Here is a 16404-nt window from a genome sequence, read left to right as displayed (position 1 = left end):
CAGGGCAAGATCGCGAACGTTTTTTAAGCAGGGCACGAGGATTTGACCGACCGAACAGGGTGTGATCTTATACTCTCTTTTACGGGAGTTTCGTCATGAACCATCAAGCGGCATTTACCCAATTCTTCTCCGAACTTGAAGACCCTCGTCAGACAACCAAAATCGCGTACCCCTTCTTCGATGTGGTTTTTCTCACCGTCTGTGCTGCTATTGGTGGAGCTCAAGGTTGGGAAGATATCGAGCTTTTCGGCGAGGCACATCTGGAATGGTTTCAGCGTAATGGATTGTTTCATAACGGATTACCTGTTCACGACACCATAGCCAGGATCATCTCCCGTATTCAACCGGAGCAATTCCAGAACGCCTTCGTCCGCTGGATGCAAGCAACATCAGAACGTACCGATGGTGAGCTGATTGCCATTGACGGCAAGACCTTACGCAGCTCTTACGACCGAGACAGTCGTCAGTCTACCATTCATATGGTCAGTGCCTTTGCCGCTGAGAATCGTCTGGTGCTCGGGCAAGTCAAAACAGATGAGAAATCTAACGAAATCACCGCCATTCCTGAATTACTGGCACTCCTCGATATAAAAGGCTGCCTGGTATCCATCGATGCCATGGGCTGCCAGACTGGAATAGCCTCAACCATAGTCAAGGGCGGTGGCGACTACTTGCTGGCGGTAAAAGGTAACCAGCCCACACTGCATAATGCAGTACGCGCAGCTCTGGCCGAGTCGACCAAGAAGCCGCTGAGTGAAGAAACGCTCAGTGTCGAGAAAGAGCACGGTCGCATCGATGGCCGCGAGTACCATGTGTTACCAGCCGGAGCACTATCAGAGCAATTTCCAGAGTGGAAATCGCTGAAGACTGTCGGTGTCGCAATATCCTATCGAATTGAAAATATGGAAAAATTTTCGATGGAGTATCGCTACTACATCAGCTCGGCTGAACTGACACCAGAGCAGTTTGCTTCAGCGGTACGAGGGCACTGGGCAATTGAAAATAGCCTGCACTGGGTTCTGGATGTCGTGATGAATGAGGATGCCTGCCAGATATATCGAGGTGATGCCCCTCAAATATTGGCCTGTGCACGACACATGGCGCAAAACATGCTGCGAGCCGAAACCAGCCGTAAGGCAAGCTTGCGGAAGAAGCAGCAATTTGCGGGCATGAGCAGCCCATATCTGGAAAAGGTATTGGATTCAGGGCTGGCTGAATTGAAGTCAATTTAACAATATGTTCACGCTCTCGCCCTGCAATAACACGGTATTGACGACCGTTTAGAATACCTTGCCAGAGAGGTCGTGGTGGCTGGTGCATCAGTGGGCGGCGGGTGGCCTGTCACACTTCCCCTTGCCGGGGCCCTTGACCTGACCTGCGAATTCAGGGAAAAGAAAAGGGCGGTGCTATCAGCGCCGCCCAATGCCAGGAAAGAGAAAAAACCTTACGGTTTAAAAGATAAAAATTTGGAAGCAAACAATCGATTTCTCAACCAGGAAGGGTCTTGAATTCGATACGTTTCGATTATGCGCGATGTTCTATGCAGCACTAGCAAAATGTTTGCGGGTTGAAAGATATGCACTGTCTGGTGTCAAATTTTGCTACCTCATCGTTCAACTGGTCTGTCCTGATGGGCGTTGTAGGCGATTTTTTCTCTAGGCTGTTTTTTCGGTGTCAATATCTGAGCCTTGAAGGTAAAAACAGGTCAGAAGCTGACTCGGCATAACCATGCAATGAAAGTGCGATAACAAGGAAGAGTGGCATGACCTACAGCCAGACGCTGGCCAACAATATTCTCGACACCCTGAAGAAGACCCTGACCGACAAGGGGATCCGCTATCAGACCCTGGCAGAAGCCATGGGTGTCTCCATCGCGACCGTGAAACGGATGATGAACAAGCCCTCGCTACCGTTCGATACTCTGCTGGAGATCTGCCATCTGGTGGGGCTCTCGTTCGAGGAGTTGCTGGATCGCACTCAGGACGCCCAGAGCCGCCGCGCCGTCTTCACTCAGGAGCAGGACGAGGCGTTTCACAACGAGCCGGGGCTCTACGCCTTTCTCGCCAATATCTTCTGGCGCGACAAGACGCTGATCGATCTCAAGCGGGAGTACGGCCTGACCGATGCCTCCTGCTACCTTTATCTGCGCAAGCTGGAGAAGCTCGGCATTTTGCAGCTCGGTATCGACAACAGTTACCACTTCCTGATCAGCGAGCGGATCAGCTTCGAGCAGCACAGCCGTTTCGCCCGCCAGCAGGCGCGGCAGGCAATGTCGGTACTGGGGGAGTATCTGGTGGAGAACATGCACAAGTCGAACAACTATATGGCGCTCTGCCAGCTGCACCTCAACGAGGGGGAGGCGATGGCGCTGATCGACCGGATGAAGGAGTACTGGCATCAGGAGATCAAGCTCAACCGCCCCGCCATCGGCCAGCAGGAGCACGCCAAGACCTACACCATGTCGCTGCAACTGGCCGACTGCGGCTACCAGAGCTTTGACGACATGATCCCCAATATCGACAACTGATCCCGGCGGATCCTGTGGGATCCGCTCTGTTGGCTGGAGTCTAATCTGCGACCCGGGTTTGTTGCAGCTTGCCTGCGAGCGGCTGCAATGCTCGCGTATCCAGACAAATGCGGATGGCATCCGGCCGCCAGTGCTCGATATCGCAATCCACCAGACCACCCCGCTCGTCATAGTTGACCCGCACCAGCCGCAGTACCGCGCTCCCCTCCGCCAGATTGAGGGCGCGGGCGATGGCGCCGCGCGCCGCCGAGGGGGTGATCTCGAGACTCGCCCCACCCTGGCCTATGCCATAGCGCTGCTGATAGAGCTCGGTTAGGGAGCTGGCCAGCGGTGCGCTGGCGATATCGGGAAAGCGACTCGCCAGCAGGTGGTGGCTGACATGAAGCACCGGGCGACCGTCGATCAGCCGCTGGCGGCGGATTTCATAAAGTGGGGTGAAGGGTTCCAGCCCCATCCAGCGGCACAGCTCGCTGCTGGCAAGCTCGCTGCCGTGGGCCAGCACCCGGGTTTCGGCGGTGCGCTGCTGTTCGCCGATCCACTGGTGAAAGTGGGTGTGGATGGCGGGATCGTAGGTGAGGCGGGGTGGCGCCACAAACCAGCCGCGCCGCTCGGCACGGTAGATAAGGCCGTCTGCTTCGAGGCTGGAGAGCGCCTCCTTGATGGTGATGCGGGTGGTGGCGAAACGCTCGCTCAGGGCCCGTTCGGCGGGTAGCTGCTGCCCGGCCCCCAATTGGCCGCTGCCGATATAGCGGCGCAGGGTCTGGCAAATCTGTTCGCACTTGGAGGAGGAGCGGCCATCGGCCATGCTCTGTTCGTTTACTCTCTGCTCGCTCAATCTCGGCTCGGTCACACTCTTGTCCCTGTTGCTTATTCAGAAGGCGGGTGGCTGGCCAATCCCTTACTGGAATAGTCCAGCCTCACTCGGGTTCAGAGTTGTAACTGCTGTGGATGACAGCGCCATGACAGGGTGATTGTCATCAAACTGCCATTAAAGCGCCCCGCCACCGTCACAATTCCCCTCTAGCATCCCTCTCGAACCTTAACTGACCTAGTCCAGAGGGATGGGATGATGAAAAGCGTGATCGCAAGTGCACTGGCCATGGTGGCCATCAGCCAACCGTTGTTTGCCACAAATAGCTATGCAGCCGAAAATATCGCGGATCTCGAAAAGGCCGCCCGTGGCGAAGGCCAGCTCCACAGCATCGGCATGCCCGACAGCTGGGCCAACTGGAAGGATACCTGGCAGCAGCTGGGCAGCATCTACGGCATCAAGCATCAGGATACTGACATGAGCTCGGCGCAGGAGATCGCCAAGTTCGCCGCCGAGAAGGCCAATGCCACCGCCGATATCGGCGATGTGGGCGGCGCCTTCGGTCCGGTTGCGGTCAAGCAGGGGGTTACCCAACCCTACAAACCCTCCACCTGGGCTGACATTCCCAACTGGGCCAAGGATGCGGACGGTCACTGGATGCTGGCCTATACCGGCACCATTGCCTTCCTGATCAACAAGGATCTGGTCAAGGCCGCCCCCACCAGCTGGCAGTCCCTGCTGGGTGGCGACTACAAGGTGACCCTGGGTGACGTGGGCGTTGCCTCTCAGGCCAACAACGGCGTGCTGGCGGCAGCCTATGCCACCGGCGGCAGCGAGAAGAATCTCAAGCCCGCGCTGGAGCTGTTCGGCCAGCTGGCCAAGCAGGGTCGTCTCTCCCTGAACGATCCGACCATCGCCAACATCGAGAAGGGTGAGGTGGAAGTGGGTGTGCTGTGGGACTTCAACGCCCTCAACTACCGCGACCAGATCGACCCCAAGAAGTTTGATGTGGTGATCCCGAGCGACGGCTCCGTCATCGCCGGTTACACCACCATCATCAACAAGTGGGCCAAGAACCCCAACGCCGCCAAACTGGCCCGTGAATACATCCTCTCCGATGCCGGTCAAATCAACCTGGCCCGCGGCTACGCCCGCCCGATCCGCAGCAACGTGACTCTGCCGGATGACGTGAAGGCCAAGCTGTTGCCAGCCGAGCAGTACGCCAATGCCAAGCCGGTGCAGGATCACGCCGCCTGGGAGCAGAGCTCCAAAGCCCTGCCGCGCCAGTGGCAAGAAACCGTCATGATCAATATGCAGTAAGGGAATCCAGTGCAACACAAGGTGATAGTGGTACTTGTGGATGGTCTGGCAGCCGAGGTAGCCCACACCATGGGCTACCTCGGTGGCATGGTGGAGGCTGGGCGGGGCCTGCATACGACCCTGAATGCTGCCCTGCCGTCTCTCTCCCGGCCTCTCTACGAGTGCATCCTGACCGGCGTGCCGCCGGTGGTGAGCGGCATCACCCACAACGGGGTGAGTCGCCTCAGTCTGCATGACTCCATCTTCCATCTGGCCCGCGCTGCGGGCAAACGCACCGCAGCGGCGGCCTACCATTGGGTGAGCGAACTCTACAACCGCAGCCCCTGGCTGGCGGCCCGCGATCGCTTTACCCACGATGAGTTGTTACCCATCCAGCACGGCTGCTTCTACTGGGATGACAACTATCCCGACAGCCATCTGCTGATGGATGGCGAGTGGCTGCGCAGCCAGTACGATCCCGATTTTCTGCTGATCCACCCGATGGGGGTGGACGATGCGGGCCACAAGTTTGGCCTCGATTCCCGCCAGTACCGCAATCAGGCGCGCCGGATGGACAGCCTGCTGGCCGATCTGCTGCCCCAGTGGCTGGCGGAGGGGTATCAGGTGGTAGTCACCTCGGATCATGGTATGAACAACGACCTGAGCCACGGCGGCACCCTGCCGGAAGAGCGCACCGTGCCACTCTGGCTGTTTGGCGATGCCTTTATCGAGCGCTGGCCGGATGGGGTAGTGATCGCCCAGACCCAGCTCTGCGCCCTGATGGCCGATCTGCTGGGCATTCCCCACGACAAGCCGGCAGCGCCACCGCTGCTCAAGGCCGCCTTTATGCGCGAGGTGCACTGATGATGACTGCCACCACCGAGATCCTCGCTGATCGACCCGTGGCCACCAAGCGCAAGGTGCGCCGCCACTGGCTGCCCGCGCTGGTGCTGCTGCCGTTTATCCTCTTGATGATCCTGTTCCAGCTCGCTCCCATGGTGTGGGTGCTGGTGGGCAGCTTTCAGACCCCAGATGGCTGGGGCCTCGACTACTACCGGGAGATTTTGAGCTCCCCCTTCTACCTGCAATCGTTCGGCAACTCATTGCGCATCGCCGGTATCGCCAGTCTGGCGGGGCTTGCCATCGGCACCCTCGGGGCGGCAGCGCTGCGTCACAGCGGCGAGCGGGTCAAGCGGCTGCTGCTGGCCTTTGTCACCATGACCGGCAACTTCAGCGGTGTTCCGCTGGCATTCGCCTTTATCATCATTCTCGGCATCAATGGTGCAGTGACTCTGCTGCTGAAATCCTGGGGATTGATCGACGGCTTCAACCTCTACTCGGGGTCGGGCCTTATTCTCATCTACACCTACTTCCAGATCCCGCTCGCCCTGCTGTTGCTCTACCCGGCGTTCGATGCGCTGCAGGATGAGTGGCCGCAAGCGGCCGCGCTGCTCGGCGCGAGCAAGGGACAATATGTGTGGCATGTGGCGCTGCCGGTGCTGACGCCTGCGCTGCTCGGCACCCTGATCATCCTGTTTGCCAACGCGGTGGGGGCTTATGCCTCCGCCTACGCCCTCACCACCGGCAACTTCAATCTGGTGACCATCCGGGTGGCCAGTCTGGTCTCCGGCGACATCTTCCTCGAGCCCAATATGGCGGCGGCGCTGGCGGTGATCCTGATGGTGCTGCTGGGAGTGGTGACGGCTGCCAACCAGTGGCTGCTGAAAAAGAGCTATGTGAACAAGGGGCAATCCCATGCATGATTTGACGCCGCGCTGGCCCAAGTGGGTGCTGGGGGGGCTGGTCGCCACCCTGCTGCTGCCGCTGCTGGCTACCTTTCTCTACTCCATCTCCACCCGCTGGGGGGCGACCCTGCTGCCGGACGGCTTCACCCTCGACTGGTATCTCAAGCTGTGGGGCGACCCGCGTTTTCTGGCGGCGTTTGGCCGCAGCCTCCTGGTCTGCTTCGCCACCCTGCTGCTGGGGACCCTGGTGCTGGTGCCGACCGTGCTGGTGGTGGCCTACTACTTCCCAAAGCTGGATCCCTGGATGAACCTGCTGATCCTGCTCCCCTTTGCGGTGCCGCCAGTGGTCTCGTCGGTGGGGCTGCTGCAGATCTACGCCGATGGTGTCCTGCCCATTATCGGCACGCCGTGGATCCTGATCGGCACCTGGTTCACCGTGGTGCTCCCCTTTATGTATCGGGCGCTGGCCAACAGCCTGCAAGGGGTGCCGCTCAGGGATTTGATGGATGCCGCCCATCTGCTGGGGGCCAGTAGTCGGCGCGCCTTTCTGCTGGTGGTGATCCCCTGTCTGCGCAAGGGGCTGCTGGCGGCGCTGTTTCTCTCCCTCTCCTTCCTGCTCGGCGAGTTCGTGTTTGCCAACATGCTGGTGGGCACCCGTTACGAGACCCTGCAGGTCTACCTCTACAACATGCGCGCCACTTCTGGCCACTTCACCAGTGCGCTGGTGATGAGCTACTTCCTGCTGACCCTGCTGCTCACCTGGGCGGCCAACAGATTTCATCGGTGATCCAAGATGTTTCATTTAGAAGTGAATCAACTGCACAAATCCTACGGCGATACGCCGGTGTTCGAGGGGATCGAATTCGGCATTCGCAAGGGGGAGCTGGTGACCCTGCTCGGCCCCTCCGGCTGTGGCAAATCTACCCTGCTGCGGGCGCTGGCCGGGCTCACTCCGGTGGATGGCGGTCAGGTGCGGGTGGCCGGTGAGGAGATCACCTGGCAGGCGCCCCAAAAGCGCGGCATCGGCATGGTGTTCCAGAGCTATGCGCTGTTCCCCAACATGACGGTGTGGGACAACGTCGCCTTCGGCCTCAAGATGAAACCCCAGCCGGGGCGGGAGCTGGCGGCCAGCGTGCAGGAGGCGCTGGCGCTGGTGGAGCTGACCGGCTTCGAGCGCCGCTATCCTGCCGAGCTCTCCGGCGGTCAGCGCCAGCGGGTGGCATTGGCCCGGGCTTTGGTGGTGCAGCCGCGGATCCTGCTGCTGGACGAGCCGCTCTCGGCGCTGGATGCCCGCATCCGTCGCAGCCTGCGCCAGCAGATCCGCGAGATCCAGCAGCGCCTTGAGCTCACCACCATCTTCGTGACTCACGATCAGGAGGAGGCGCTTACCATGTCGGATCGGATCTTCCTGATGAACAAGGGATCTATCGTCCAGAGCGGCACGCCGGAGGAGATTTACACCCGTCCCGCCAGCGAGTTTGTGGCGGGCTTTATCGGCAACTACAACCTGCTTGGCGCCGAGCAGGGCAAGTCGCTGTTCGGCCCCCGTTTTCAGGGCAAGTTGGCGCTGCGGCCTGAGTCCATCACCCTGCTGCCCGCCGGGGCGACCAGCAGCGAACCCTGCCTGCCCGGCATCATTCGCCAGCAACAGCTGCTCGGCAACGTGATCCGCTATCAGGTGGAGTGCGAGGCGGGGCTGTTGACGGTGGATTGCCTCAACCGCTCGGCTGGCGATCTGCTGGCCACCGGCAGTGCCGTGACTCTGGCGGTGGCCCGGGATCAACTCTGTGAGGTAGCATGAGGCCGCATTTCATTTCCATTTTCACTGCGAGGAGCGCCCATGGCACTGGCACTGTTTGATCTGGACGAGACCCTGATTGCCGGGGATTCCGCCAGCCTCTGGCTGGAGTACATGGTGGCCGAGGAGCTGGCCCCCGCCAGCATGATCGCGGAGGAGCAGGCCATGATGTCCCTCTACCATCAGGGCAAGATGGATATGCACCAGTACATGGCCTTCACCCTGCAACCGCTGGTGGGCAAGACACGCCAGTGGCTCGACTCGCTCTGTAGCCGCTTTGCCGAGCAGGTGCTGCGCGAGCGCCTCTACCCCGAGGGGTTGGCGCGCATCGAATGGCATCGGGAGCGGGGCGACGATCTGGTGCTCATCTCCGCCTCCGGCGAGCATCTGGTGGCCCCCATGGCGAAGATGTTGGGGATGGATCACTGCGTCGCCATCCTGCTTGATGAAGAGGAGGGGATGCTGACCGGCCAGACCCGCGGCACTCTCAGTTTTCGCGAGGGCAAGGTGGCCCGCATCAACCAGCTGTTTGCCGGCAGGGACCACCTCTGGCAGGGGAGCTTTGGCTACAGCGATTCCCACAACGATCTGCCCATGCTGCGGGCAGTGAGCCATCCCCATGCGGTCAATCCGGCCCCCGCGCTGCGCCAGCAAGCCGAGGAGCTGGGCTGGCCGGTGTGGGAGTGGCTGCGCTGAGTCGCGCGCCACACTGGCTTCACGTGCGGCAAGACGCACGAAAAACAAAGAGAGAGGCAGGAACCTCTCTCTTTGTTTTTGCTGACGGCGTTGTGGTTGAGGCTGGCGGCTGTTACCCCTCGTTGGTTTGTTGCCGGGGCTCGCCAAAGGCGGGCACTTCCTCCTCGGCACTCTGGTGAGGGGTATGGCGCAGTGGGAAGCAGATACGGTTTTTCCCCTCCCGCTTGGCCTGATAGACCCCCTTGTCGGCCAGCTCCACCAGCTCTTTGGCCGAGAGCCCGAAGCGGCTGAAAGCCACCCCGCCACTGATGGTGATGGTGAGATCGGGTTCGCGCCACTCCAGCTGCTCCACCCCGAGCCGGAACGCTTCCAGCAGGGAGGGGAGCATCGGCTGCTCTTCGCCGTAACGGAAGATCAGCACCAGCTCCTCGCCGCCATAGCGGCAGAACCAGCCCCACTCGTGGAACAGATTCATGCCCAGCTTGCTCACCCGCTTGAGCACCACATCCCCTGCCTGATGGCCATGGGTATCGTTGACCCGCTTGAAATCATCCAGATCGAACATCACCACCCCGAAGGGAGCGCCACTGTTGAGCTGCTTTTGCAGGCACTCGTCGAAGAAGCGACGATTGTAGAGCCCGGTGAGTTTGTCCTGATGGGCTTGCAGGCGGATCTGGGCAAAGTCCTGGCTGGCGGCATCCATCTCTTCATAGACCTTGGCCAGCTCCAGCATGCGGCGGCCGTTGTAGGCGATACCGCCGGAGCGGCTGGCGCGGATCAGCAGGATGATCTCCCCCAGCATGCGGCGGAAGTAGCGGGTCCAGAGCAGGGCCAGCAGCAGATAGAAAATGCAGGCAACGGCAATCATCAGCAGCACGTTGATGGAGACGTTGTCGATCACCTGATGCATGTTGGCGGTAGGCTCGACACTGAGCAGGAACCAACGTTGCTCGGGGACACGGTAGTAAGAGACCATCATGCCGTTGGCATCATCGATGAAGAAACCCTGCGGCTGTTGCATATGTGTCAGCCATTCAGGGTGGGTGAGCGGTTTGAATACCTGTTCGCGATCAGGGTGGGCCAGCACCAGCCCGTCATGGTTGAGCAGAATTTGATAACCTTTGCTCAGATGATGGATCTGTTCATGGCGGTTGTTGAGCCAGTTGGTGAGCGGGGTAAGCTGGGTATCCAGGGAGAGCACACCTACTCGCTTGCCATCAGGATCTTCAATCACCTGGGCTTGCGACATGGTGAGGGTGCCCAGGGTGTAGTCGTAATAGGGGCCGGTCGATACAATCTGGTCCGGATGGCTGGCGGCCAGCTGATACCAAGGGCGGGTTCTGGGATCGAACTTCTCGTCGGCCTGCCAGGAGGGGTGGATCAGCATCTTGCGATGCTCTGTGCCCACGTAGACGTAATCGAGCTCCATCACCTTGTGGTAGGCCTGCCACTGTTGCAGGTAGCGCTCGCCGTTAAGGATCTCCGGGCCGCTGAAATCCCGATAATTTACCTGCTGATAAATGAGCGTAAACTGGCGTTTGAGGGTCGCCAGATAGGGTTCGATCAGGGTATGGAAATACTGGGTGTTGCGAGCAATCAGATATTGTTGCTGCTCGTGGCGCAGGGTGCGCTCCATATGCAGGTAGTAGATGCTGCCGAGCAGCAACACAGGGATAAAGAGCAAGAGGAGGCCCAGCCGCATGCGGGTGATCAAAGACCAAGTGTTCTTGGGCTTGGCGGGGGACATGAACAGATCCTTTTCGTCTCGGGTGACACCAGCATATATGATGCTGTGCGGCTCGTCTAAAGGCAGAAAATGAGATGTTTCCGATGCTGAACCACACTCTGCTCTCAATGATTCATTATGGCAGCATAGCGGTGCTAATCCTTGCCCTCTGTGTCGAGTATCTGATCTTTCGGCGCGGCCTGAACATGCTGCGAGTGCGCCGCCTGCTGCTGGCAGATGGGGTGGCGGCGCTGGCGCTCTTCTCCATCTTTGCCACCGGGTGTCTGCTGGCCCTCGAGCATGCCAGCTCGGTGGCAGAGATCTTTGCCCATCCTGCCCACGGCCTCAAGATGGGGCTGTTTCTGCTGATTGTTGGCTCCCTCGTTTATCCCAGCCGCCTCTTCTATCGCTGGCGTCGCGCCCTGCGTCTGGGCAAGGCGCCGATGATCTCCATTCAGCAGCACTTCCGGGTGGTGTGGATCCTGCGGGGCAATCTGCTACTGATTGCCCTGTTGGCCGTGTTCACCAAGCCCTCGCTGTTGTAACACTCGCTGTGCTCAAAAGCAGTGCGATGCAGCGCGTGGAGAGCGAGAGCGAAGACAAAGAGTGGAGACAAGAGGATAGGGAGGCGGGTATCTTGGATCGGATAACCCGTCACGCGCCGATTTAAGGAAGAATCGCCATGCGCTCCAATCTGATGTTGCTGATGGCTGCCACCATCTGGGGTATGGGCTTTGTCGCCCAGCGCCTCGGGATGGATCACATGGGGCCCTATACCTTCAATGGCCTGCGCTTTCTGCTCGGCGCTCTCTCCCTGCTGCCGCTGCTCTGGTGGCTTAAATCCCGACAACCTGTTGCCGTCGCGGGCGATCATCGCCAGCTGCTGATCGGTGGCGTGCTGGCCGGGCTGGTGCTGTTCTGTGCCGCCTCCCTGCAGCAGGTGGGGCTGCTTTATACCACTGCCGCCAAGGCCGGTTTCATCACCGGGCTCTACATCATTCTGGTGCCGGTACTGGGGCTGCTGCTGCGCCACAAGAGCGGGTTCAATACCTGGATTGGTGCCCTGATTGCTCTGACGGGCCTCTATGTGTTGAGCGTCACCGACGAGTTCACCATCGGCTTTGGTGATCTGCTGCAGGTGGTCGGCGCCCTCTTCTGGGCTGTGCATCTGCTGCTGGTGGATCACTACTCCAACCGGGTTGCACCCATCAAGCTCGCCGGAGTGCAGTTCGTGGTGTGCGGCCTGCTCAGCCTCGCCACCGCTTTTGTTATCGAAACCCCGACTGTTAGCGGCGCAGTGGCCGGTTGGCAGGCTCTGCTCTATGCCGGGCTGGTGTCGGTCGGGGTGGGTTATACCCTGCAGGTGGTAGGGCAGCGGGGCGCTCATCCGGCCCATGCCGCCATCATCCTCAGTCTGGAGACCGTCTTTGCCGCCGTGGGGGGCGTGTTGCTGTTGGGTGAGACGCTGGACGAGCGCGCCATTGCCGGTTGCGCCCTGATGCTGGCGGGGATGCTCATCTCCCAGATCCGCTTGAGATGGTGGTGGAAGTCGCGCCGGGACAAGGTGCCCGCGACCAAGTAAACCGCAGCCCGCTGCATAACAAAAACGCCCCGACAGTCGGGGCGTTTTGCATGGTAGTCGCTCGGTCAGGGGCGCTGATCCAGCTCGCGCTCCAGCTCTACCGCCTTCTGACGGGCCGGATGGGTATTGAGGCGCTGCCAGTAGGCTTGCAGGTGCGGGAAGTGGGCCAGCTGGCCGCTTTGCGCCAGCAGATCCACCAGGAAGGAGTTCATGATGTCGGCGCCGGAGAGGCGATCCCCCACCAGATAGTGGCGATTCGCCAGTACCTCATTGAGGTAGCCCAGCACCTTGGCACACTCCGCCTTGGCGTAGTCCGGCAGGAAGCGCATCGGGCTGCCATCCTTGCGCACGAACATGTCGAGCAGCAGCGGCAGAATGCCGGAGCTCTCGGCAAAGTGAAGCCACTGCAGGTATTCGGGATACTCCGGGCTATCTGGTGCCGGTGCCAGCCGATCGGCAGCATAGCGGGCAATCAGGTACTCGGTGATGGCGCCCGATTCCGCCAGCACCCGGCCGTCGAATTCGATGACCGGCGACTTGCCGAGAGGGTGGATGGCTTTTAGCTCGGGCGGTGCCAGAAAGGTGGTGGCATCGCGCTGATACGCCTTGATCTCATAGGGCAGGCCCAGCTCTTCGAGCAGCCAGATAATGCGTTGGGAGCGGGATTTGTTCAGGTGGTGCAGGACTATCATAACGACCTCGATTCGGTGGCAGGATGGGGTATACGAGCGGGTGAGGAGGGCGGTTCACCGGCAGTACAAAAAGAGCGGGCTGATGCCCGCTCCCTTGATGACTGACTCAGGCCTCCAGCGCCTGATCCAGATCTGCCAGAATGTCTTCGATCGCCTCGATCCCCACCGACAGCCGGATCATCTCCGGTTTCACCCCGGCCTTGGCCTGCTCCTCCTCGCTCAACTGGCGATGTGTGGTGGAGGCCGGGTGGCAGGCCAGCGACTTGGCGTCGCCGATATTGACCAGCCGCTTGAAGATCTTCAGCGCATCGTAGAAACGCACGCCCGCCTCGTAGCCATCCTTCAGACCGAACGAGAGGATGGCCGAGGGGCGACCGGCCATGTACTTCTCCGCCAGCAGATAGTGGGGATGACCCGGCAGACCGGCATAGCTGACCCAGGCCACTTTGGGGTGATGCTTGAGGTGATGGGCGACCCGCAGGGCGTTGTCCACGTGGCGCTCCATGCGCAGGCTCAGGGTCTCCAGCCCCTGCAGCAGCAGGAAGGCGTTCATCGGCGCCAGCGCCGCGCCGGTATTGCGCAGCGGCACGGTACGCACCCGCCCGATAAAGGCAGCGGGGCCAAAGGCCTCGGTGTAGACCACCCCGTGGTATGAGGGCTCGGGTTTGGTGAGCTGTGGGAAGCGCTCGGCGTGATCCGCCCAGGGGAACTTGCCCGAGTCGACGATGACGCCACCCAGCGAGTTGCCGTGGCCGCCGACATATTTGGTCAGGCTGTGGACCACGATGTCGGCGCCGTGTTCGATGGGCTTGCACAGCACCGGGGTGGCGACCGTGTTGTCGACGATAAGCGGCACGCCACGGGCGTGGGCTGCCTTGGCCAGCGCGGCCAGATCGACGATGTTGCCCGCCGGGTTGCCGATGCTCTCGCAGTAGACTGCCTTGGTCTTGTCGTCGATGAGGGCGGCGATGGCTTCGGCGCTGTCATCCTTGGCGAAGCGCACCTCGACCCCGAAACTCGGCAGCATGTGGGCGAACAAGGTGTAGGTGCCGCCATAGAGCTGGGGCGTGGAGACAATGTTGTCACCGGCGGCGGTCAGCGCCTGAATGGCGTAGGTGATGGCGGCGGAACCTGCCGAGACCACCAGCGCGGCGATCCCCCCTTCCAGTGCGGCCATCCGCTGCTCCAGCACATCGTTGGTGGGGTTCATGATGCGGGTGTAGATATTGCCCGGCACCGCCAGATTGAACAGATCCGCCCCGTGCTGGGCGCTGTCGAACTCGTAGGCCACCGTCTGGTAGATGGGCACGGCGACCGCCTTGGTGGTGGGGTCGCTGGAAAAGCCGTGGTGCAGGGCCAGGGTCGCATCTTTCATCACACACTCCTTGTTGGATGTTGCTTGTCGCAGTTATAGATGGATAGACGTCCAATCTATCAGGCCCGTGGCCGATGTAAACAGCAAGATCCGGCAAAGCAATGTCGCCCGCAGGGGATGCGCCTCCCGAGTGGCGGGCAGGCCTGCCTTACTCAGAGGCGGCGGCGATACTCCTTGTCATCGATCTGGTTCATGTCCCACTGCATCAGGCGGTTGAGCTGCTGCATGGGATCTTCGATAAGTGGCAAGGGGCGCGGCAGGATCCGCTTGAAGTAACGGCGCAAGGTCTGCTGGATCCGGTTCGGTTTGATGGGGTTGGCGTGGCTCATGATGGTGCTCCTCTGCTGTGGTTCTCACGTTCATCAGCAGTATTGAGCTAAAATGCGGAAGTAAAAACTGATGACTTATAGCAACAGGATTTCCTCTTTTATGCCGACCGGTCGCCTCTATCAGCAATTTCAACGACTCGCCCAGCTGCTTGGCAGCGACGAGCGGGAGATCAGCCTCGCCGAGGTGGCGGATCTGCTCTGCTGCACCCCACGCAACGCCCGTCTGCTGCTGCGGCGGATGCAGGATCAGGGCTGGCTCAGCTGGTCGGCGGAAGCGGGGCGGGGGCGGCGCTCCCGGCTCACCCTGCTCGATAGTCAGGAGAGCCTGACCCGGCGCCGCTTGCGGGATCTGCTCAGTCAGGGCCAGTTGGCGCAGGCGGTACGGCTGGCCGAAGATCGCCTCGATCTGCTCACTCCATTGCTGATAGAGCAGCTCGGTCAGGCCACCCGCGAGGGGCGCCAGATCCTGCGGGTGCCCTACTACCGACCGCTGCCGCAGTTGCTGCCCACCGGCCCGATGCGCCGCTCCGAAATTCACCTGAGCCGCCAGATCTTCAACGGCCTCACCCGGCGAAATGAGGAAAATGGGGAAATCGAAGGGGATCTCGCCCACCACTGGGAGTGTCTGGGTCCTTGCCACTGGCGTTTCTACCTGCGCCCGGCGGTGCGTTTTCACCACGGTCGCGAGCTGGTGGTGGAAGATGTGATGGAGAGCCTGCTGGCCCTGCGGGCTCGCCCGCTGTTCGCTCATCTGGACCGGTTGGAGAGCCCCTGGCCGCGCACGCTGGATCTCTATTTCGACAGCCCGGATCCCTGGCTGCCCCACCTGCTGGCCGAGCCGGTGGCGACCATTTTGCCACGGGAGCTCAAGGGGGAGGCGGGCTTTGCCCTGCAACCTGTGGGCACCGGCCCTTACCGGGTGGCCGCCAACGATCCCCTGCATCTTTGCCTTGCGGCGTTTGACGACTACTTCGGCCTGCGGGCCCTGCTCGACGAGATCGATATCTGGATGCTGCCGGAGCTGGCGGAGCGGCTGGAGACCCACCTGCAGCTGGGGCGCGACAGCCCTGAGCTCGGCACCATGCGTGGCGAGTCGGAGCTCGAATCGGGCTGCTACTTCCTGCTGCAGGATGATCGTTCCGGATCCTTGCAGGATCCCGCCCTGCGGCAGTGGCTGGGCCAGCTGCTCAATCCGGTGGCCCTGATGGGGCGGGTCGCCCCCGAGTTGCAACGGGGCTGGACCAGCGCCCTCGGCCTGCTGCCCCACTGGCGCGAAGCGCTGCCCGTGCCCTTGCCCACACCGGCGCAGTTGCCGACCACCTTGGTGCTCGCCTGCTTCAATCAGCATCTGGAGTTCAACGAGTGCGCCAACGCCATAAGCAGCCTGCTGGCCGAGCAGGGGATCAGGCTGGAGGTGCGCACCCTCGATTACGGCCGCTGGGTGAGTGGCGAGGATGAAGACGTGGATCTCTGGCTCGGCACCCTCAACCTCGAACATGCCGGCCCCTTTGCCCCCTACGCCTGGTTGCAGGGCACCCCGTTGCTGCGCAAGGTGTGGAGCAGTCAGCATGAGTTGTGGCAAGGGTTGATGCAGTGGCGCGCCAGCGGTGAGGAGCCCGGCCCCCGCGCCCTGCTGGCAACTGTGCAGCAGCAGAGCTGGTTTGTGCCGCTGTTTCACCACTGGCTGGAGCTGGAGAGCCGTGTCGGCGTGCACGGGGTGCGGATGACGGCGCTCGGCTGGTTCGATTTTCGCAGCGCCTGGCTGCGGCCCGAGCCGCCCCATCAGCCCGCAGAGGCGCCATAGTTCGTCCAATTTCTGTCGCG

The 16404-nt window shown here is 61.1% G+C and carries 16 protein-coding genes; 11 read left to right on the top strand and 5 right to left on the bottom strand.

All coding sequences use genetic code 11. The features are described 5' to 3' along the window. The first annotated feature begins 95 nt into the window (after positions 1 to 95). Entirely contained in the window at positions 96 to 1232 is a 1137-nt protein-coding gene (locus tag AB5Y84_RS03680; protein WP_024943479.1) for an ISAs1 family transposase, read from the top strand. Positions 1233 to 1762: 530 nt separating this feature from the next. Then, positions 1763 to 2527: a helix-turn-helix transcriptional regulator gene (locus tag AB5Y84_RS03675; RefSeq protein ID WP_005336490.1), complete on the top strand. Its 765-nt coding sequence runs from the start codon at positions 1763 to 1765 to the stop codon at positions 2525 to 2527. Between the two features lie 40 nt (positions 2528 to 2567). Here the strand turns inward: AB5Y84_RS03675 and AB5Y84_RS03670 are convergent, their stop codons facing one another. Then, the gene (locus AB5Y84_RS03670) at positions 2568 to 3377 is read right to left on the bottom strand and encodes a UTRA domain-containing protein (protein ID WP_081043469.1); all 810 of its coding nucleotides are present in this window, start codon (positions 3375 to 3377) and stop codon (positions 2568 to 2570) included. A gap of 219 nt (positions 3378 to 3596) precedes the next feature. On the opposite strand from AB5Y84_RS03670, the gene AB5Y84_RS03665 reads away from it, so the two are divergent. The 6 genes from AB5Y84_RS03665 to AB5Y84_RS03640 are packed head-to-tail and all read left to right on the top strand — an operon-like array spanning position 3597 to position 8876. Then, the gene (locus AB5Y84_RS03665) at positions 3597 to 4658 is read left to right on the top strand and encodes an ABC transporter substrate-binding protein (protein WP_005355254.1); all 1062 of its coding nucleotides are present in this window, start codon (positions 3597 to 3599) and stop codon (positions 4656 to 4658) included. A 9-nt stretch (positions 4659 to 4667) separates the two neighbouring features. Further along, positions 4668 to 5501, top strand: coding sequence for an alkaline phosphatase family protein (locus AB5Y84_RS03660; RefSeq protein ID WP_368176408.1), 834 nt, complete (start codon positions 4668 to 4670; stop codon positions 5499 to 5501). Then, positions 5501 to 6400 carry an ABC transporter permease gene (locus AB5Y84_RS03655; protein WP_368176407.1) on the top strand — a complete coding sequence of 300 codons (900 nt, stop codon included), beginning with the start codon at positions 5501 to 5503 and terminating at the stop codon, positions 6398 to 6400. The genes AB5Y84_RS03660 and AB5Y84_RS03655 overlap by 1 nt, the downstream gene beginning before the upstream one ends. Further along, positions 6393 to 7169, top strand: a complete 777-nt coding sequence (locus AB5Y84_RS03650; RefSeq protein WP_005355251.1) for an ABC transporter permease — start codon at positions 6393 to 6395, stop codon at positions 7167 to 7169. Before AB5Y84_RS03655 ends, AB5Y84_RS03650 begins: the two co-directional genes overlap by 8 nt. Positions 7170 to 7175: 6 nt before the next feature. Then, positions 7176 to 8183 carry an ABC transporter ATP-binding protein gene (locus AB5Y84_RS03645; protein ID WP_368176406.1) on the top strand — a complete coding sequence of 336 codons (1008 nt, stop codon included), beginning with the start codon at positions 7176 to 7178 and terminating at the stop codon, positions 8181 to 8183. A gap of 39 nt (positions 8184 to 8222) precedes the next feature. Next, the gene (locus AB5Y84_RS03640) at positions 8223 to 8876 is read left to right on the top strand and encodes an HAD family hydrolase (protein ID WP_368176405.1); all 654 of its coding nucleotides are present in this window, start codon (positions 8223 to 8225) and stop codon (positions 8874 to 8876) included. A gap of 112 nt (positions 8877 to 8988) precedes the next feature. Here AB5Y84_RS03640 and AB5Y84_RS03635 read toward each other — a convergent pair whose 3' ends face one another. Beyond that, positions 8989 to 10623 carry a diguanylate cyclase gene (locus AB5Y84_RS03635; RefSeq protein WP_368176404.1) on the bottom strand — a complete coding sequence of 545 codons (1635 nt, stop codon included), beginning with the start codon at positions 10621 to 10623 and terminating at the stop codon, positions 8989 to 8991. 83 nt (positions 10624 to 10706) lie between these two features. On the opposite strand from AB5Y84_RS03635, the gene AB5Y84_RS03630 reads away from it, so the two are divergent. Both AB5Y84_RS03630 and AB5Y84_RS03625 read left to right on the top strand, forming a co-directional pair. After that, positions 10707 to 11147, top strand: a complete 441-nt coding sequence (locus AB5Y84_RS03630; protein WP_005355246.1) for a DUF2214 family protein — start codon at positions 10707 to 10709, stop codon at positions 11145 to 11147. Positions 11148 to 11284: 137 nt separating this feature from the next. Further along, entirely contained in the window at positions 11285 to 12184 is a 900-nt protein-coding gene (locus AB5Y84_RS03625) for a DMT family transporter (RefSeq protein ID WP_368176403.1), read from the top strand. Between the two features lie 65 nt (positions 12185 to 12249). Here AB5Y84_RS03625 and AB5Y84_RS03620 read toward each other — a convergent pair whose 3' ends face one another. From AB5Y84_RS03620 to AB5Y84_RS03610, 3 genes are all read right to left on the bottom strand, one after another. Beyond that, positions 12250 to 12876 carry a glutathione S-transferase family protein gene (locus tag AB5Y84_RS03620; protein ID WP_368176402.1) on the bottom strand — a complete coding sequence of 209 codons (627 nt, stop codon included), beginning with the start codon at positions 12874 to 12876 and terminating at the stop codon, positions 12250 to 12252. 106 nt (positions 12877 to 12982) lie between these two features. After that, the gene (locus AB5Y84_RS03615; protein WP_335827780.1) at positions 12983 to 14251 is read right to left on the bottom strand and encodes an aminotransferase class I/II-fold pyridoxal phosphate-dependent enzyme; all 1269 of its coding nucleotides are present in this window, start codon (positions 14249 to 14251) and stop codon (positions 12983 to 12985) included. Positions 14252 to 14403: 152 nt separating this feature from the next. Then, positions 14404 to 14580: a hypothetical protein gene (locus tag AB5Y84_RS03610; RefSeq protein WP_005355239.1), complete on the bottom strand. Its 177-nt coding sequence runs from the start codon at positions 14578 to 14580 to the stop codon at positions 14404 to 14406. A 100-nt stretch (positions 14581 to 14680) separates the two neighbouring features. Here AB5Y84_RS03610 and sgrR point away from each other — a divergent pair, with 100 nt between their 5' ends. Then, positions 14681 to 16384: an HTH-type transcriptional regulator SgrR gene (gene sgrR, locus AB5Y84_RS03605; protein WP_368176401.1), complete on the top strand. Its 1704-nt coding sequence runs from the start codon at positions 14681 to 14683 to the stop codon at positions 16382 to 16384. The last annotated feature ends 20 nt before the right edge of the window (positions 16385 to 16404 follow it).

The organism is Aeromonas sp. s11 (assembly GCF_040907945.1).
GTDB lineage: Bacteria > Pseudomonadota > Gammaproteobacteria > Enterobacterales > Aeromonadaceae > Aeromonas > Aeromonas veronii.
The sequence above is the reverse complement of the archived record's forward strand: the minus strand, read 5'-3'. Positions and strand labels throughout refer to the sequence as shown.